Annotated in this window: 17 protein-coding genes; 10 read left to right on the forward strand and 7 right to left on the reverse strand. The window is 41.2% G+C overall.

What is annotated here, in order from left to right; all coding sequences use genetic code 11:
• Nucleotides 1-30: 30 nt before the first annotated feature.
• Nucleotides 31-1,458, forward strand: coding sequence for an HlyD family type I secretion periplasmic adaptor subunit (locus tag ACERC6_RS01250; RefSeq protein WP_373627441.1), 1,428 nt, complete (start codon nt 31-33; stop codon nt 1,456-1,458).
• 83 nt (nt 1,459-1,541) lie between these two features.
• On the forward strand, nt 1,542-2,849 hold the full coding sequence (locus ACERC6_RS01255) for a TolC family protein (RefSeq protein WP_373627443.1): 1,308 nt from the start codon (nt 1,542-1,544) through the stop codon (nt 2,847-2,849).
• Between the two features lie 148 nt (nt 2,850-2,997).
• On the opposite strand, the gene rnt is transcribed toward ACERC6_RS01255, so the two are convergent.
• The 3 genes from rnt to argG all read right to left on the reverse strand — a co-directional run bounded on the left by rnt (nt 2,998) and on the right by argG (nt 6,418).
• Complete coding sequence (rnt, locus tag ACERC6_RS01260; protein ID WP_373627444.1) at nt 2,998-3,678, reverse strand: ribonuclease T; 681 nt, start codon at nt 3,676-3,678, stop codon at nt 2,998-3,000.
• Nucleotides 3,678-4,736, reverse strand: a complete 1,059-nt coding sequence (gene pyrC, locus ACERC6_RS01265) for a dihydroorotase (RefSeq protein ID WP_373627445.1) — start codon at nt 4,734-4,736, stop codon at nt 3,678-3,680. The genes rnt and pyrC overlap by 1 nt, the downstream gene beginning before the upstream one ends.
• A gap of 341 nt (nt 4,737-5,077) precedes the next feature.
• Entirely contained in the window at nt 5,078-6,418 is a 1,341-nt protein-coding gene (argG, locus tag ACERC6_RS01270; protein WP_284674167.1) for an argininosuccinate synthase, read from the reverse strand.
• Between the two features lie 288 nt (nt 6,419-6,706).
• On the opposite strand from argG, the gene ACERC6_RS01275 reads away from it, so the two are divergent.
• Both ACERC6_RS01275 and ACERC6_RS01280 read left to right on the forward strand, forming a co-directional pair.
• On the forward strand, nt 6,707-7,216 hold the full coding sequence (locus ACERC6_RS01275) for a L,D-transpeptidase (RefSeq protein ID WP_284674168.1): 510 nt from the start codon (nt 6,707-6,709) through the stop codon (nt 7,214-7,216).
• A 65-nt stretch (nt 7,217-7,281) separates the two neighbouring features.
• Nucleotides 7,282-8,304, forward strand: coding sequence for a LysR family transcriptional regulator (locus ACERC6_RS01280; RefSeq protein WP_373627446.1), 1,023 nt, complete (start codon nt 7,282-7,284; stop codon nt 8,302-8,304).
• A 176-nt stretch (nt 8,305-8,480) separates the two neighbouring features.
• Here ACERC6_RS01280 and ACERC6_RS01285 read toward each other — a convergent pair whose 3' ends face one another.
• The 3 genes from ACERC6_RS01285 to ACERC6_RS01295 all read right to left on the reverse strand — a co-directional run bounded on the left by ACERC6_RS01285 (nt 8,481) and on the right by ACERC6_RS01295 (nt 11,499).
• On the reverse strand, nt 8,481-9,104 hold the full coding sequence (locus tag ACERC6_RS01285; RefSeq protein WP_284674170.1) for a FixH family protein: 624 nt from the start codon (nt 9,102-9,104) through the stop codon (nt 8,481-8,483).
• Between the two features lie 249 nt (nt 9,105-9,353).
• A complete protein-coding gene (gene ccoG / locus ACERC6_RS01290; RefSeq protein WP_373627599.1) occupies nt 9,354-10,709 on the reverse strand; it encodes a cytochrome c oxidase accessory protein CcoG in 1,356 nt (451 codons plus the stop codon).
• 406 nt (nt 10,710-11,115) lie between these two features.
• On the reverse strand, nt 11,116-11,499 hold the full coding sequence (locus ACERC6_RS01295) for an SCP2 sterol-binding domain-containing protein (RefSeq protein WP_373627447.1): 384 nt from the start codon (nt 11,497-11,499) through the stop codon (nt 11,116-11,118).
• Between the two features lie 781 nt (nt 11,500-12,280).
• Here ACERC6_RS01295 and ccoN point away from each other — a divergent pair.
• Genes ccoN through ccoP form a run of 4 tightly spaced genes read left to right on the forward strand, consistent with a single transcriptional unit; the run spans nt 12,281 to nt 15,663 of the window.
• Nucleotides 12,281-13,771, forward strand: coding sequence for a cytochrome-c oxidase, cbb3-type subunit I (gene ccoN, locus ACERC6_RS01300; RefSeq protein ID WP_284674172.1), 1,491 nt, complete (start codon nt 12,281-12,283; stop codon nt 13,769-13,771).
• A 10-nt stretch (nt 13,772-13,781) separates the two neighbouring features.
• Nucleotides 13,782-14,420 (forward strand): cytochrome-c oxidase, cbb3-type subunit II, encoded by a 639-nt coding sequence (ccoO, locus tag ACERC6_RS01305; RefSeq protein WP_373627449.1) that lies wholly within the window; start codon nt 13,782-13,784, stop codon nt 14,418-14,420.
• The gene (locus ACERC6_RS01310; protein WP_284674174.1) at nt 14,420-14,596 is read left to right on the forward strand and encodes a cbb3-type cytochrome c oxidase subunit 3; all 177 of its coding nucleotides are present in this window, start codon (nt 14,420-14,422) and stop codon (nt 14,594-14,596) included. The genes ccoO and ACERC6_RS01310 overlap by 1 nt, the downstream gene beginning before the upstream one ends.
• Entirely contained in the window at nt 14,593-15,663 is a 1,071-nt protein-coding gene (gene ccoP / locus ACERC6_RS01315; protein ID WP_284674175.1) for a cytochrome-c oxidase, cbb3-type subunit III, read from the forward strand. The genes ACERC6_RS01310 and ccoP overlap by 4 nt, the downstream gene beginning before the upstream one ends.
• A gap of 155 nt (nt 15,664-15,818) precedes the next feature.
• Here the strand turns inward: ccoP and ACERC6_RS01320 are convergent, their stop codons facing one another.
• Nucleotides 15,819-16,778 carry a hypothetical protein gene (locus ACERC6_RS01320; protein WP_373627450.1) on the reverse strand — a complete coding sequence of 320 codons (960 nt, stop codon included), beginning with the start codon at nt 16,776-16,778 and terminating at the stop codon, nt 15,819-15,821.
• A gap of 226 nt (nt 16,779-17,004) precedes the next feature.
• Here ACERC6_RS01320 and ACERC6_RS01325 point away from each other — a divergent pair, with 226 nt between their 5' ends.
• On the forward strand, nt 17,005-18,252 hold the full coding sequence (locus ACERC6_RS01325; protein ID WP_373627451.1) for a lipoprotein-releasing ABC transporter permease subunit: 1,248 nt from the start codon (nt 17,005-17,007) through the stop codon (nt 18,250-18,252).
• A 9-nt stretch (nt 18,253-18,261) separates the two neighbouring features.
• Entirely contained in the window at nt 18,262-18,936 is a 675-nt protein-coding gene (lolD, locus tag ACERC6_RS01330) for a lipoprotein-releasing ABC transporter ATP-binding protein LolD (protein ID WP_284674178.1), read from the forward strand.
• The last annotated feature ends 33 nt before the right edge of the window (nt 18,937-18,969 follow it).

The following is an 18,969-nucleotide window of genomic DNA, read 5'->3' on the forward strand; positions in this document are numbered from 1 at the left end:
CTATTATTAAACATTCAAGGAAAATAATTCATGTTTATACAAGCACTTAAAGATTTTTTTATTCGTTATGTGACCGTTTGGCGAAATACATGGGCAGTGCGAGACCAACTAACCCCTCCTAAGCGTACTAAAGAAGAACTCGCTTTTCTTCCTGCACATCTAGAACTCACTGACACACCTGTATCCAGCTCTTCTAAGTGGACAGCTAGAATAATCATGATATTCGTCCTATTTGCTTTGCTATGGTCTTGGGTTGGACGGATTGATATTGTTGCCACAGCTTCGGGAAAAATTTCTTCAGGTAGTCGTAGTAAAACTATTCAATCTTTGGAAACAGCCATAGTTAAAGCTGTGTATGTGCGTGATGGTCAGAATGTTCAGCAAGGAGAGGTATTGGTAGATTTGGTGGCGGTTGGTTCAGATAGTGATGTCGCTCAGTCCGAAAAAGCCTTGCAATCAGCACAATTATCCAAACTACGCCTTGAAGCAATTTTATCAGCATTGAATCACCGTATCAGTCCTAAGATTGATTTAGCATATGCAAAGTCTTTAAATATTTTAGAATCGGAAATTAATGAAGCCCAAACTTTGGCCCAAAATCAATATCAAGCATGGTTGGCACAAGATGAACAATTAAAATTAATCTTAAAGGGGCATCAGGCGGAATTACAGTCTGCCCGATCTCAAGAACAAAAGTTGGTTGCGGTTGGTGCAATTGAACGCCAAAAGACTGATGACTATCGAAAGCTTAAAGCAGAGAACTTTATATCCGAGCATGCCTATCTGGAGCAAGAAAGTAAATTACTTAGCAATCAGAATGATTTACAAAGTACGCGTAGTCAGATTCAAAAAATACAAGCTGCAATCATGCAAGCTGAACAAAACCGTATGTTATATACTCAAAATCTAAAACGCGATACATTAGAATCTTTGCGTCAAACCAATGAGCAAATTAATCAATACACTGGTCAAACTAATAAAGCTAAGCAGCGTCAGAAATTGCTAAGTATTAAATCGCCTGTTAATGGTACCATACAAGAGTTAGCAACTTACACTTTAGGTGGAGTCGTACAAGCAGCACAAAAAATCATGGTTGTGGTGCCTAATGACAATCAAGTGGAAGTAGAGGTATTGGTGTTAAATAAAGATATCGGCTTTGTAAAGGTTGGTCAGGATGTTATTGTCAAAGTTGAGAGTTTTCCTTATACTCGTTATGGTTATTTGACAGGCAAAATCAAAAGCATTAGCCATGATGCCGTAGAACACCAACATTTAGGACTGGTATATACTGCACTTGTTGCTCTTGATAAAAGCACATTAAATATAGATGGGGTAACAATCAACTTAACACCAGGGATGAATGTTGCTGCTGAAATTAAAACGGGTAAACGCCGTGTTTTGGATTATATGTTAAGTCCATTGCAGACAAAAGTTGATGAAAGTTTTCGTGAGCGTTAATTTTCCCTGTGCTTTTATTTAATTTGATAAACTGAGTGTTGTAATAAGAATTGTTAAAAGCACCCGAATCAACCAGGGAAACCATGAGAAATATAAAAATGAAAAAGTATGTTTATCCTTATTCACTTTCTTTATTCTTTTTTATGAATAGTTCTCCTACTTATGCGTTTAATTTGCAAGAAGCGTGGTTTGCTGCACAACAAAATTCTGCAGATTATCAGGAGGCGTTTTATCAAAAAAATGTTATTCAAGAAAAACAACGGCAGGCCAAATCAGTTTTCTATCCACATCTTTCTGGGAATATCAATTATCAGAATCAACCTCATTCTTCGACTCCTATTAAAGAAAATTATGGTTGGGATTTACAGCTTAGTCAAACTTTATTTGATGGAAGTGAGATTGCCAAATATCGTCAAAGTATCTACAATAGTAAGGTGGCTGAGAAAAATTATAATGATGCTAAAGAGCAACTATTATACAATGTGGCAGAGAATTATTTTAATTTGTTACTTAGTAATGAAACAATCATTGCTTATACAGCAGAAAAAATATCTTATGAACAACAGGTTAGGCGTGCTCAGGCATTATTTGACAAAGGTGTTGCTACAGCACTAGATATACACGAAGCTCAAGCGGGTTATGACAATGCTGTAGCACAAGAGATTGCCGCAATTGCAAAAAGACAAATTTTGGAAAATCAGCTTAATAATTATACAGGGTTGGATAGTAAACAAATTGAGCCTATTTCTATCCTTGATCAAATTGATGATTATCTTTTACAGATTAAAAAATATAGCCTAGATGAATGGCAATCGATTGCTTTGGAGAATAATCATAGGTATTTAGCACAAAAATATGCTGTTAACAGCCAAGAAGAGGCTGTTAAAGCTGCTAAAAATAATCGTTTACCTACACTCAAAGGGCAGATTAAATATCAAGATGTATCATCTCCCAATAACTACAAAGCTGATGATAAACAAAGAAATGCTACAATACAATTGCAGTTTCATATTCCCTTGTTCGCAGGTGGAGACCTAAATAGTAAAATAAGTGAAGCAATGAATCAATATGAGGCAACCTATGCTCAATTAGTTGCTATGGAGAGACAAATTAAACTGGCAATACGCCAAGCTTATGCTGAAAGTAATGCTATGTACCATCAAATTCTTGCACAAGAACGCGTACTTAAAAGCAGACAACTCCAACTCAAATCAACTGAAACAGGACAAATATACGGCATAAGAAACCATTTGGAGGTAATACAGGCTAGGCAGGGAGTAACAGAGGCAGAGCAAAAACTTGCAGAGACTAAATATAAATTCTTGATGGCTTACCTTACACTTATTAAAGAAAGTGGTTTAGAGTTGGAAGAGAATATAAACATTATTTGATCGAATTGGCTAAACTTTGAATTAAGCCAAGGGTGTACTAAAAGATAAAATCTGTGTTTTGGTGATTTTAGATTGTCAACAAAACATAATTATTTTGCGTTTTTAATAATACATCATACCAAATTAATGGCATGATGTATTATTAATATTATAATTCGCTTGTTTCTGCCGATTCTATTTTAGCATCAACGCTTGGCATGGCGGTTAGCATGGGCAACTCATTAAATACTTTACAAAATAGCTCGGCGGTTTTTTGAGTGTCGTATAATGCTGAGTGGGCATGATTATTATCAAAGTCAATGCCTGCCATGACGCAAGTCCTTGCTAGTACTGTATGACCGTATGCCAAAGCGGATAGGCTTGCTGTGTCTAGTACGCTAAACGCATGAAAGGGCGAATGATTTTTGCTATTGGTGCGGGCGATGGCGGCATTTAAGAAGGTAAGGTCAAAATGAGCATTATGCCCCACCAAGATGCACTGACGGCAATCAAAATGCTTACGAACTTCTTTAAGTGCTTTAAAAATGCGTCTTAGGGCGATTTTTTCGTCCTCGCTGATCGCCTTGCGAAAGGGACTATCAGGATTGATGCCCGTAAATTTTAAGGCGGCAGGCTCAAGGTTCGCTCCGACAAATGGCTCAATATGGGCGTTTAGTGGCTCGCCTTGATACAGATTGCCTGTATCATCCATCAAGATGGGAATGCAAGCAATCTCAAGCAGGGCGTCTGTTTGAGCGTTAAAGCCTGCAGTCTCAACATCAACCACCACAGGCATAAAGCCACGAAAACGCTCTTTTAGGGTTGTTGGTTTATTGGCGAACTTTGTCATCACAACACCTGTCTCCAAGCTAGGGTCTGACCTGCCAATAGTGGCGTAAGCGTCTTGCCATCTAAGTAGTCATAGGACTCTGTGACGGTTTGTTCTTGTTTAGCTAGAGTAATGGTGCTGGTATTGATAGGCAAGCCATAGAAGCTAGCCCCAAAACGACTGGCAAAACCTTCTAGTTTATCCAAAGCCCCTACGCTTTCAAAGGCGGTGGCATAAAGTGGTAGAGCGTGTACGGCAGAATAGCAGCCAGCACAGCCACAAGCGGACTCTTTGGTGTGGGTAGCGTGAGGTGCAGAGTCTGTACCCAAGAAAAATTTGGGATTGCCAGAGGTAGCAACTTCTAACAAGCGTTGCTGATGCTTTGCTCGTTTTAAAATCGGTAAACAATAAAAGTGTGGTTTAACACCGCCAACGAGTAGATGATTGCGATTAAATAATAAATGTTGAGGTGTGATGGTCGCTGCGATGTGCTTGTCTTGTGCCAAGCAAAAATCAGCAGCATCGGCAGTGGTGATGTGCTCCATGACGATTTTTAACTCAGGAAAATATTTGATAATGACGGATAAAATCTCGTCCAAAAAACGCTTTTCACGATCAAAAATATCCACATCGCTATGAGTAACCTCTCCATGCACCAGTAATGGAATGCCGTGTTTTTGCATGGCTTCAAATACAACCGCTCGCCCCAAAATATCAGTAACGCCATCTGATGAGTTGGTGGTTGCTCCTGCAGGATAAAGCTTGATGGCTTGCACCACGCCTGAGACTTTGGCACGCTCAATTTCATCAGGCGTGGTCTGATCGGTCAGATATAGCACCATGCGTGGGTCAAATTGGTCTTTACGAGTTTTGCTGATGTCTGCCTTTGCCAAAGCAGTCAAAATCCGCTCTCGGTAGGCAATGGCGTCTGCAGTTGTCTTGATGGGTGGCACAAGGTTTGGCATGCAGATGATGCGGTTGAAACTTGCGGCGGCGTGCGGTACGGTAGTGCGTAAAGCATCACCATCACGCAGATGAATGTGCCAATCGTCTGGCTGAATCAGGGTAAGTGTGGTCATGGCTGGTTCGTTATTGACTGACTAATGATGAATGATAATGACTATTTATTGTTAATATTTGGTATTTTAGCATGAAATGGGTGGGGTGTACGAATATTTGTGGTATATTTTGCAAGTTGCATGACTGTGTGAGTACATAAATGATACTTGCGTTACAAAAGACAAGTCATTGATTTTTTGTGATACTCAAAAGGTTGTAACCATTTTTATGCCATTTGTATTATCCAAGGCAGGATAGCATCTGCATCTGGGTGCGTGGTGCTTTTCGTTGGTATAAATTTATTTAATATGTCAACAAAAAAGCACACACAGTATCAGTGTGTGCTTTTGGGGAAAATGGGCTACTTTTGTTCAAGTTGCGGCACAGCATTGCCACTACCTACACCAAGCAGACCTGTTTGGGTATAGATGGCTAGCTTATGGCGAGTATCGGTGATGTCTAGATTACGCATGGTCAGCTGTCCGATACGATCTAGTGGTGTAAATGCTGCATCTTCAACTTTTTCCATAGATAGGCGTTCTGGTTGATAGGTTAAGTTGTCAGATTCGGTGTTTAGGATACTGTAGTCGTTGCCACGACGCAACTCTAGCGTTACTGCACCTGTGATGGCACGAGCCACCCAACGCTGGGCGGTTTCTCTTAGCATGAGTGCTTGGCTATCAAACCAGCGACCTTGATATAGCAGACGACCCAAACGCAGACCATTGATTCGGTATTGTTCGATGGTGTCTTCGTTGTGAATGCCTGTTACCAGACGCTCATAGGCGATGTGTAATAGTGCCATGCCAGGGGCTTCATAGATGCCACGAGATTTGGCTTCGATAATTCGGTTTTCGATTTGGTCGGTCATACCCAAACCATGACGGCCGCCGATTTCGTTGGCTTTTAGGATTAGGTCAACAAGATTGTTGATGCGTTCGCCATTGATGGCAACAGGCACACCTTCTTCAAAAGTAACGCTCACCTCTTCAGCATCAATCTTGACATTCTCATCCCAATAGCGTACGCCCATGATGGGTTCAACAATCTTATGGCTGGCGTTTAAGAATTCCAAATCTTTAGCTTCATGCGTAGCTCCAAGCATATTGCTATCGGTAGAATAGGCTTTTTCTTTACTCATTTTATAATCAAAGCCGTTATCAATCAAAAACTGGCTCATCTCAGCTCGGCCGCCAAGCTCATCGATGAAAGACTGGTCAAGCCATGGTTTATAAATCTTTAATTCTGGGTTGGCAAGCAGACCATAGCGATAAAAACGCTCAATGTCATTGCCTTTATAAGTTGAGCCATCACCCCAAATATTAACCTCATCTTCACGCATGGCAGTAACCAGCATGGTGCCTGTTACTGCACGACCTAACGGCGTAGTGTTAAAATAAGGCATTCCGCCTGTGGTTATATGAAATGCACCGCAGGCAATGGCGGCAATGCCTTCTTGGGCAAGCTGCATACGGCAATCAATCAGGCGTGCCTTAATTGCACCGTACTGCTCGGCTTTGGCAGGGATGGCGTTGTAGTCGTCCTCGTCAGGCTGACCTAGATTGGCAGTGTAAGCATATGGCAAAGCACCTTTTTGCTTCATCCAAAGTAAGGCGGCGGAAGTATCAAGACCGCCAGAAAAAGCGATACCAACTTTTTGACCTTCAGGCAGGTGCTGTAAGATGGTAGTAGTAGTTGACATAAAAAACTCCAAAAAATAATGAAAATTTCAAAAATTATAGCACTTTTACTGGGCTTTTGGGGTTGATTTTTTATTTTTTTAAAAAAATTACTGATTACACGAGAAAGTGTAAAAAACATGAATAAGTATAAAAAATGATAAGAAAACATGATAAATTTACCATCATTTCTTAAGAAAATAGGGAAAAATCTGGCAAAATTTGCTAAACTAACATTTTATAAAATATCTATCATTTTTTAACTTAATACTCCTTGAAATTTTTATTGAATTGTTATTATCTAGGTGGTCATGAATTCAACCGCAGACAGCATTCATTTACACATTGATACCACTTGCCAAAAACTTAGTGTTTTTAGGGGTAAGGGGCTTGTTTGTGCCTTTAGCATATCCACCGCTAAAAATGGAGTGGGGCAGTTTGAGGGGACGGGGTGTACACCACTTGGCAGGCATATAATCAGTGATAAAATCGGTGGTGAATATCCTGTTGGTGCAGTCTTTGTTGGTAGGCGATTTACAGGCGAGATTTATGATGACAAACTTGGGCGGGCATATTCTGATAGAGATTGGATTTTGAGCCGTATTTTGTGGTTAAAAGGCACAGAAGATGGGTATAATCTGGGTAAAACAGCAGATGGCATGGTCTGTGATACGCACGCACGCTATATCTACATACATGGCACGCCTGATACTGAGCCGATGGGTGTGCCGATGTCGCATGGCTGTGTGCGTATGCGTAATAGTGATGTAGTGCGACTATATGACATGGTTGGTGTGGGTACGCCTGTGCTGATTGTATAGTAAGCAGGTGGCACAACATGGGTGTGTGCTGATGAGTTTTTAATCGTAAGATGATAAGGGCAATCATGAACCTACAAAAAGTTGATTTAAACCTACTGGTACATCTTGATGTATTGCTACGAGAAAAGAATGTTACTCGTGCTGCCGAACAGCTTGGTATCACCCAGCCTGCGATGAGTAATATTCTGCGTAGGCTTCGCTCTTTATTTAATGATCCGCTATTGGTGCGTTCAAGTGAAGGCATGACCCCTACCGAGCGAGCAGGCGAACTACAGCCACGCATTCGTGAAATTCTCTCTGATGTCAGCACTCTGCTTGAGCCACGCACAGAGTTTCGCCCTTATAGTACATCTAGAGTATTTCGCATCATGACCTCTGATTATGCCGAGGCGACTTTAGTGCCACGCTTGGTCAAGGCACTTCGTAGCGAAGCACCGAATGTCATTTTGGACTTTTTAACTCCATCTGATGTGTCCTACCAAGACATGGAGCAAGGGCGTGTAGACTTGGCGATTAACCGCTTTAATGAAATCCCTCAAAGCTTTCATCAAGTACTGGTATGGCGTGATACTTTTAGTTGTTTGTTATCAGCAGACAGTCCATATGTGAGCAGATTTAATCTCAAAAACTACCTAAAAGCCCAGCATGTTTGGGTGTCTAAGACAGGCATGGGTGTGGGTTTTGGGGTCAATCCTGAAAAATCAGGTGGTCTAGGCTCTATTGATCAAGCCTTGCAACGACTAGGACAAAAACGCCGAATTAGTGTTTTTACTCGCCACTATCAAATGCCCGCCATGCTTGATGCCAATAAAGATTTGATTGCAACTTTGCCGACTCGTGTCGCCAAGCTACAAGCACACAACAATCCACAGATTATTGTCAAAGAACCGCCATTCTTTATTCCAGAGTTTGAACTCACAATGGCATGGTCGCCCTTGCTACAGCACCACTCTGCACACCGCTGGTTAAGACAGTTGATTTTACATGTGGCTCGTCAGGTTATTGCAGAAGAAGAAAAGGCTGATGATTACCAAAGCGGTCAATCTGATGTATTGTTTGATGATTTGAATAATAAATTTGGATTTTAAGAACAAAGAAGATGAAGGATGCAAAAGGTAAATGGTAAAAAAAGGGTGAATGATGCAAGCCATAAAACCATTACCAAACATAAAAAACCCTAGCTGATTACTGGGTTTTTTATGGTTATTTTTTGGATTTTTGCTGTTTTAAGATGGTATGGTTGTTATGAAAGTTGCTATTAATATTACTGGTTTTGCTGATTAAATCGTTTGTCTCTTTGGTCGGGTAAGGCACCATCATTATCATCAAAGCTAGATAATGGAGCCATGACGGCATTTTTGGCAGGGAGTTTTTGCACATGAATCAGTCGCCAGTTGTGAATGCCATCATTATTGACTTGTAGGTAATATTTGGCAGGTGTATCATCAAGATAGACCTTGCCCTCATAGATATTATCGCTGATATGTCTGATGCTAAAATCCCTGTCTTTACTCTCATCGGTGGCGTGTGAAATACTAACGGCAAGAAGTTTTGGGTATTGTAGTGGTGTACCGTCTTTTAGTTTTCCGCTTTGTAGGCTGTCTTTAGGGTAGCGAAGTTCAAACCTAACCTTATCACCATCAAAACGCATCACACCAGAGATATCAAGGTCATGTGCCAGCTTATCTCGTGTGGCGTCTTGATAGAGAGTTTTGCCGTCCATGTACCAATCATCTCGTACGGTACTGTCTTGAATCTTGATGGAATAGCCGATAAAAAACAGGCAAACCACCACCACAAAAGCAGGCAGACCAACCACAAAAATAGTCATAAAAGGGTTTTTGTACCAAGGTTCTTTTTGAGATGTTTGTTTTTGGTTGGTATTCATGACAATGAGGCTATAAAAAATTTTACTCTATTTTAGCATATTTTTAATCAAGCCAAAATATTGTTAGTTTAAAAATTCCAAATGTAAGATGGTTTAAACTTAATATATCTTAAAAGCTGATTGGCACTAGCATCTTTAGCTAAAACCAATCCATCCTTGATGATTGTCTAATTCTCATCAACAACCACAAAAAACACCCCAAGAAAGATACTTGGAGTGTTTGCTTGGTTTTAATGACTGGCACTGTGTTTATTGTTTTGGTTGATGGATAAAATTATCATCAGCACTGGCACTATATTTGCCATCTTCGGTATAGACCGTGATGGTGATTGGTGTTGTGCCATCTTTGATGATATTGGCATCACCGATGATACTGACAGGCAAATCATACGGCTCATTCGCTTGCAATGGGATTTGTTTGAAGCGAGACTGTAGCGTCAATCCTTCGGTAGGCTCTAGGCGTACCTTGTAAATTTGCCTTTCGTCTGTTTTGTTGACGATTTTTAGGACATAGCTGTTTTCTACTTTTCCATGCTTGACAGTGCTGATTTGTCTGCGGTCATGGCGAATTTCCATCTCCAATGGTGCACGACCTGTAGCGACCAATGTCGCTGCGGTGATGGCGGCACCTAGTACAAATATATAGGCAAAGATACGAGGGCTGATGACTTTGGTTTTTTGTTTTTCGAGCAGTTGTCGCTCGGTGGTGTAGCGTATCAGTCCACGAGGATAGCCCACTTTGTCCATGATTTCATTACACGCATCAACACAAGCAGCACACTGAATACATTCCACCTGCAATCCATCACGGATATCAATCCCTGTTGGACATACTTGAACGCACATGCTGCAATCTACGCAGTCGCCATAACCCTCTGGGTGATCACCTCGTTTGCGTGCACCACGAGGCTCACCTCGTTCGTAGTCGTAGGAGACCAGTAGCGTGTCTTTGTCAAACATTACCGACTGGAAGCGACCATAGGGGCATAGATGTACACACATATGTTCACGCATATAGCCTGCATTGGTCTGAGTTACAAAGGTGATTAATATAAAAAACACCCAAGTAATTTTGCCCCAACCCATAAAAAATGGCGTATGCCCATTAAAGAACAGATAATCTGTTCCTACAATAAAGGCGATGAATGTCAAAGCAGTAATCGCAGAGAACACTAGCCAAACACCATGGATAAGCAGTGTTTTTAGGATTTTTTGAGTATTCCAAGGTGCTTTGTCAAACTTGATGCGTTGATTGCGTTCGCCGATGACCCATTTTTCTATATGCTGATACAGATGTACATAGATGGTCTGTGGGCAGGCATAGCCACACCACACACGCCCAGCATATACCGTAACCATAAATAGCGTCATGGCAGCAATGATGAACACGAATGCAAAGAAATAAAAATCCTGTGGCATAAAAGTTGCCCCAAAGATATGAAACCTTGGTTCAATCACATCTAATAAAATCGCCTGTCTGCCATTCCAGCGAATCCAAGGTGCAACCAAAAAACCAACTAATATCGCATACATCACCACAAGACGGATATTTTGGTATTTACCCTTGGCAAAGCGTGGGTGCACACGATGTTTTGTCGCATCCATGTCTTTAGAATGTGGAATGATTTTTTCTGGAGGTGGGCGTTGTTTTTTTGGTTTTTTTGGGGTGAGTTCTGCGGGTGCTGGCTTGGACGCTTGGTCTGCTTGATTGGCTGGCACCTTTGACTGGTTTTGTGAGTCTGGCATATAGACACCTTGTATGGCTGACTGTAAATATATCGGTTGATAAAATCAGCAAAATTGCTTGATGTGTTCTTAGGTCTTATTTTTATATCTTGGTGTTATTATAGCATTTTTGATAAATAGAAAGCGTAACTTTTGACTGATTATTTTATAATATGAAACACTATTTATCCAAATCCTAAAAACACCCAAATTTGGGTAGTTTTTAGGATTATGTCTAGACAAATGCATAAAACTTGAATAAAACCTTAAAACAGGATAGTTGTCATTAAAACTCAGTATGGCTTAAAATTTCCTTAAAGAGTGCTTTTTGTTCAGGGCTTGGTTTGGCAGATTGCAACGACATGATGGCACTCATGTCGCCATCAATGCGGATTTTGCCCATCATAAAGGCTTCTATGGCAATATTAGTGTCGCCTGTTTGTATGATGTCTTTAAGTGTTTGTTGGTCAATTCTGATGGTGCTAACAGCGTGATCTGCATGACCTTGGTGGATTTTACCATCTTGTAGGTGTAGTAGGGCAGAGGTGTCTTGTTCAATGGTAATATTAATGATGAGTGTCTGCAAGGTGGGTGGTAGGTTTAGTTTACCAGTTTGGGCGTTAAGTTGGCTTACAACATCAAACCATGCCTGTGATAAAAATTGTGCCATTGGGTCATCTCCAAGATTTTTAAAATAAATAGTAGGGCAAGCCAACTTTAAATAACGATTGCGTCATGGGGTTGGCTTGTGCATCATGGGTGTATTATAAACCAAAAAGCCGTCAATTAAATGGCTAAATGTCATAAAATTCAAACGCAAAGGGCGGTACAGGAAGTGATGACCAAATTGTAAATATTTGTGACAGATGACAGATACCTTGCATTGGCTATTCAAAAATCATGATTACCGACCATCTTGCCATCCAAATATCCCCTAAATTCAAGTTTTTGTTTTAAAAAAATCCGTCAAGATGGGCTGAAAATGGATAAAAATGCCTAAAATCACAAAAATTTTGCTAAAAATTCAATTATTTTTACAAAAGATAGCCTAAAAATTACATTTGTGTTGTATAATAAAAGCTGAGAAGTATTGTTAATACCCTATTATCAATATGGAATTAAAATAAGTTTGGTTTGCACAATATTAAATAGTGCTACCAAATCATGCAAGCCAAGCAATTCATCAGCCAAGCAAGCATAACTAATACACATTGTATAGATTTGATGATCTTTGTTGTATTTTCCTTAAAAAAATTAAGGGTTTTTATCTTGGCTGGCTTGTAAGTTGATGATATTTGTATTGCTTTGCGTTAAAATATATAAAAGTACAAATCAAAAAGCGTTGATTTTATCGCTGATGGCTGATTGATGATGAAGATAAATTAGACAGCATCAAGCAACATCAGCAATGAAATTCGCTATACAAATCGGGCTGCACAGGAAAATATCCAATGAGTCTAACTAATACAGCAGTAGCACCGAATATTGACCGTGAGTATGAAATTACTATTGTGCGTTTCTTTACCATCATGGCAGTATTTTGGGGCATCGTTGGCATGACAGTGGGTGTGCTTATCGCATCACAGCTTGCATGGCCAGCTTTAAACTTTGATACATCTTGGCTATCTTTTGGACGCTTAAGACCGCTACATACCAATGCGGTGATTTTTGCGTTTGGGGGGTCAGCACTTTTTGCAACATCTTATTACATCGTTCAGCGTACCTGTCAGACACGCTTGTTCGCTCCATATTTGGCTTGGTTCACATTTTGGGGCTGGCAAGCCATCATTGTCTCGGCGGTTATTACCTTGCCTTTGGGCATTACTTCTAGTAAAGAATATGCTGAGCTAGAATGGCCGATTGATATCGCTATTGCATTGGTGTGGGTTGCTTATGCTATTGTGTTTTTTGGCACTTTGATTAAGCGTCAAACTGCGCATATCTATGTGGCAAACTGGTTTTTTGCCGCCTTTATCATCACGATTGCACTACTTCATATCGTGAATAACTTGGCGGTGCCAGTAGGTCTATTCAAGTCATATTCGCTATATGGCGGTGCGACAGATGCGATGGTTCAATGGTGGTATGGTCATAATGCGGTAGGCTTTTATCTGACGGCTGCTTTCTTGGGCATGATGTATTACTTTATTCCTGTGCAGGTTGGTCGCCCTGTTTATTCTTACCGTTTATCTATTGTTCACTTTTGGGCATTAATTGCTTCTTATATGTGGGCAGGCGGACACCACTTGCATTATTCAGCATTACCTGACTGGACTCAGTCTTTAGGTATGGTGTTCTCGCTTATCCTGTTTGCACCTTCTTGGGGTGGTATGATTAATGGTGTTTTGACACTGTCAGGCAGTTGGGACAAATTGCGTACTGACCCAATCATCCGCTTCTTGATTGTGGCACTTTCTTTCTATGCCATGAGTACCTTTGAAGGTCCAATGCTTTCTATCAAAGCTGTAAACGCTATCAGCCATAACACTGATTGGACGGTAGGTCATGTGCATTCTGGAGCACTTGGCTGGGTGGGTATGGTTACCATTGGTTCTATCTATGTGCTATTGCCGCGTATTTGGAACAAAGCAAAAATGTACTCAACCAATCTTATTACGGTACACTTTTGGCTTGCGACTACAGGTACGGTTCTATATATCGTAGCACTATGGATTTCTGGTATTACTCAAGGTATGATGTGGCGTGCTACCAACCCAGATGGTACTTTGGCTTATGACTTTATCCAAACCGTTGTTGTATCACATTGGCCGTTCGTGGTGCGTACATTGGGTGGGGCGTTGTATGTTGCAGGTATGCTTGTGATGGCTTATAACTGCTATAAGACCATTAAAATGCCGAGCATTCCTGAAAAAATCGCCAAGCCTGATGAGGTAAACACAGGTCGTGATGAAGTATTTGATAATGACACCATCAAGGCTTAAGGGGAAAATCATGTCAAATATTACTCATGAAATTGTTGAAAAAAACACAGGCTTACTGGTTGTCTTTATTGTCATTGCAATTAGTTTTGCAACCTTGGTTGAGCTAATCCCACTGATTTATGACACCAATGCACCCGATCAAGGTGGTGTAAACAAACCTTTGCCAAATATGCGTCCTTGGACAGCACTTGAGCTAGAGGGGAGAGATGTTTATATCCGTGAGGGTTGTCATGTTTGCCACACTCAAATGGTTCGTCCACTTCGTGCTGAAGTGGAACGCTATGGACCATATAGCCGTGCAGCAGAATCCACTTGGGATCATCCGTTCCTATGGGGTTCTAAGCGTACTGGCCCTGACTTGGCTCGTGTAGGTGGTCGTTATTCAGACCAGTGGCACAAAGACCACTTGATTGACCCACGCTCTGTTGTGCCTCAATCCGTGATGCCTTCATATCCTTGGCTTGCTAAGAATGAAGTTGATGGCGTAAAAGTACAGCAAAAAATGCGTATCTTTAAAGATCGTTTTGGTTTGCCTTACACTGAAGAAGACATTGCAGCAGCACCTGACCAAGTTCAGGGAGCGACCGAGCTTGATGCATTGGTTGCTTACCTGCAACAACTTGGTATTGCAATGCAGGGTCAACGCTAATGAACTGGGGCGTTTTACATAGTATTGCAACCGTTGCGGCTTTTATTGCCTTTATCGGGATTGCATGGTGGGCGTACTCGCCTAAGAATAAAAAACGCTTTGAAGAAGATGCACAACTTGCGCTTGATGACAAGAATTTCTTGTCATCGCACGAGCGCACTAAGGATATACAATGAGCTTTTTTTGGGGTTCTTGGATTACTGTCCTATCACTTGCTTGCTGGTTATTTATCTTCAGCGTACTTGTGTGGACATTAAAATCTAAACCTGTCTTAGAAGAAGATGAAACGACAGGGCATTCATACGATGGTATTAGAGAGTATGACAAGCCATTACCAAAATGGTGGCTGGTTATCTTCTTTGGTACACTAATTTGGGGTTTGGGCTATTTTGTGCTATTCCCCGCTATTCAGCCAAATGTCTGGAAGGGCATTACAACGGTTGAGGTTGATGGTCAAGAAGTGCCTTGGACATCAGAAAACGAACTTAACAGCCAGCTACAAGCCAACAATAAAGTATTTACTGAAAACTTTGAACAAGGCATTTTGGCAAATGCAGGTGCAACTGAAGCAGTTGCTGTACTAGCAAAACTTAATGAATTACAAGCTCATAAAAAAGACGAAGCTGAACCATCAAAAGAGCTTCAAGACCAAATTGATGAGCAAGTAAAATTGCTAGCACCTTATGTGGATAAACTTTCAGCCGATCCTGAGGCACTAAAAGCAGGTAGCCGCCTATTCTTGCAAAACTGTGCATTATGTCATGGCTCGAACGCTAAAGGTTCTTTGGGTTATCCAGACCTAACGGATAATGACTGGCTATATGGCGGTGAGGCGGAGAATATCCTAATTACTATTCATAATGGTCGTGTGGGTGCGATGGCGGCATGGCAAAAGCAACTGGGTGAATCTGGTGTGCGTGCTGCTGCTGATTATGTGCTTAGCATCTCTGGCAACCAAAACGGCTATGATTTAAATGCAGCCACTGTTGCTCAAGGCAAAGCCATCTTTGAAGCAAACTGCGTGCTGTGCCATGGTTCTGATGCTAAAGGTATGACCGCAATAGGTGCACCGAACTTAACTGATGATATTTGGTTATTTGGTGGAGACCGTGAGTCTGTCCGTACTACCATCCGTCATGGTCGTTCTGGTGTGATGCCTGAATGGCAGACCAAGTTGGGTAATGAGCGTATCATGTTGCTTGCAGCTTATGTGCGTTCACTGTCGCAAAACCCAACAGAATAACACGCTGTTATTAAAAAAGAGCCGTTAATCGGCTCTTTTTTGGTTTCTGATTAAAAAGCAAGTACCGCCCCTGATTAACCAAAGTGATTGACAATAAACAAAAAACAATCAGAGTGTTTATTCTGATTGTTTTTTGTGGCTGACTGAATTATTTTTTAAGAGATTTTTTGGTTTTGGCTGTAGATGGCGGCCTGCAACCAAATATTAGCTTGGATATAGTCATGCACCTTAATTTTTTGTGTGTCATCGGTGGTAACTGCAGCGATACGCACCACCAGAGGACTGGCATCAGGCTCACGCAAAATTACCACATCAAATAAGGTGATGTCTTTATTAAAAAACTGAGTTTGGCTAATGCCAAGTACCTGACCTTGACACCAAGCCTCATCTTCTTGACCAAAAGTGTCGCCAAAAAGATAAATACAGCTGTGTCCAAAGTTAATCTCAACAGGGGCGAGCGTCTCACCATCATCAAGATTGGGCTGCCATGCACGAATTTTATCATCAATATCATCAGGAACTTGACCGCCATTTTGACTGACAATGTCATTAAATGCACGATGATAGCGAATGGCAACAGGGTCTTCTACCAAGATGGTTTCGTCTTGATTGCTTGGTTCAATATGGTATGCCCATGCACTAAAATTGACATAGTAGGTTTTTGGGGTTTTGTATTCTGTACGGTTGACGGCATACAGTTGGTCAAAAGCGTAGATTGTTGCACCATCTTTGGTCTTTAGGCGTAAAATGGCGTCTGAGGTCTTTTCACAGCGGATGATGCGTTCTATGTGGCATTCTATTCCGTACGGACTATTGACCGCAGGAAAAGCGTTCACAAATGCTTTTGGTATACCATCTTCTAGACTTAAGATTTGTTTGATGTGGCAAGGTGTATCATTGGCAATAAGTATCTTGTTATCTGATGCATGACTTTGGGCCAATCCACTAGATAGGTGGGCTGTCTCAAGCATTGACTGTAGCCAGTTGGGAACATCTTGATTGATGTCATCGGTCAAGATTGCCCAGTGGTCGCCATGTCCTGCGTTTTGATCGCAAGGCAAATCCACTTTAGCGGGTGGCACTTCATGTTTGTAAGTATAACGCATCTGGTTCATACAATATTCTCAAAAGATATTTTTAAAATTTACCATTTAGATAGGGAGTTTATCTAAAAAATCAAGACAAAAACTTATCTAAAACTCATCTGATGTGTCATTTTATATAAAACCATCAAAATATGTATCAAAATCACCATTGTTAGCGACTCGCTGTGAATTTGTGATGTTAATTTGTGCTAAATGGTGTAAACTATGGCGATTATTCATTAAGAGAAAGTTGATTATGTTTCGTCCATTAGCGTTATTTATTGGGCTAAGATATACAAAAGCTGAGCACAAAAAAGGGTTTATCTCTTTTATTTCGCTCATCTCTATGATCGGCTTAGCATTGGGCGTGGCAGTACTTATTACGGTATTGTCGGTGATGAATGGCTTTGACCGTGAGATGAAAACTCGTATCTTGGGTATGATTCCGCAGGCGTCGGTGATTTCCTATGGAATCATTCCGGATTGGCAAGATTTATCCGACAAAATCATCAAGCAAGATCGAGGGCAAAAGATCAAGGCAACTGCCCCCTTTATCCACCTGCAGGGCATGGTAGCAGCCAATGGGCAGGTCGCTCCTGTGATGATATCAGGCATTGAGCCAGAATATGAAAAGCAAGTTTCTATCGTAGATAATCATATGATCAAAGGTAGTTTTGATGATCTAAAAGCAGGTGAGTTTGGTATCGTATTGGGCAAGAGTACAGTAGATGGATTGGGTCTTGATGTGGGTGATAAAGTAACGCTTGTGCTTCCTGAAGCGTCATCATCGCTGATAGGGTTGATACCTAGATTTAAGCAGTTTACGCTTGTTGGGACTTTTAATATTGGTAAAGATGTAGATGGTGTGCTAGGCTTTGTGGCGATGCGTGATGCTGGTGTGATGCTAAGGCTGCCTGAAGGGGCACAGGGGATACGCTTGCTGATGCACGATGTCTTTAAGGCACCTGTTGCTGCTAATGAAGCGGCCAAACTCGATGATAATCTGTATCCTGATGATTGGACAAGCACTCATGGCAATCTATTTAATGCAGTTAAAATGGAAAAGTCTATCATCGGATTACTGCTGTTTTTGGTGGTGATTGTTGCGGCGTTTAATATCGTTTCAAGCCTTGTGATGTTGGTTACTGATAAAAAATCAGACATTGCCATCTTAAAGACTTTTGGGGCATCATCTAAGCTAATCATGCAGGTATTTTTGGTGCAAGGCATGATTATTGGCGTGATTGGTACGGTCGTGGGTACGATTTTGGGTGTGGTGCTTGCCTTGAGCGTTAATGACATTGTTAACTTTTTAAGCGGTTTATTTGGTGTAACTTTAATGCCGGCAGGTGCGTATCCTGTGGATTTTTTACCATCAGAGGTTCAGGTACTTGATATTGTAGTCATCGTTTTGGCATCGTTTCTATTAAGTTTTGTTATGACCATTTATCCTGCACTGCGTGCATCTCGCATTCAGCCGGCACAAACATTGCGTTATGAATAAGGAGATGGCATGAGCATTATTTTGCAGGCAAAAAATATCACAAAAACTTATGATGAAGGACGGATTCAAACCACTGTATTGACTGGGTTGGATTTAACCATTTGCAAAGGTGAACGAGTCTCTATTGTTGGTAGCAGTGGTTCAGGAAAAAGCACGCTGCTACATCTGTTGGGTGGTCTAGATACTCCAACGGCAGGAGAGGTATGGTTGCAAGGCAAATGTCTAAATCAGCTCAACGAAACAGAGCGTGGTGATTTGCGTAATCAGCATTTGGGATTTATTTATCAATTTCATCATCTGTTGGCAGAATTTACTGCTACCGAAAATGTCGCCATGCCCATGCTGATGCGTGCTAATGTTCCCATCGGTGAGGTACACAAGAGGGCTAATCGTCTGCTTGAGCGTGTGGGACTTTCACATCGGATGCACCATAGACCAAGCGAGCTTTCGGGTGGTGAGCGTCAGCGAGTAGCCATAGCTAGAGCATTGATTACCAATCCTGCACTCATTTTGGCAGATGAACCGACCGGCAATCTAGATGATTACAATGCCAATGCTGTTTTTGAGTTGTTGTCAGAGTTGCAACATGATTTTGGTACGGCATTACTTATGGTAACACATGATAGAAATCTGGCAGCTAGGGCGGATAGACAGCTTGAGATGCGTGGTGGTCAGTGGGTTTGATGAAGTAGCTGAACGCTTAACAAAAAACGCCTT

Source organism: Moraxella sp. E33BD (assembly GCF_041807865.1).
GTDB lineage: Bacteria > Pseudomonadota > Gammaproteobacteria > Pseudomonadales > Moraxellaceae > Moraxella > Moraxella haemolytica.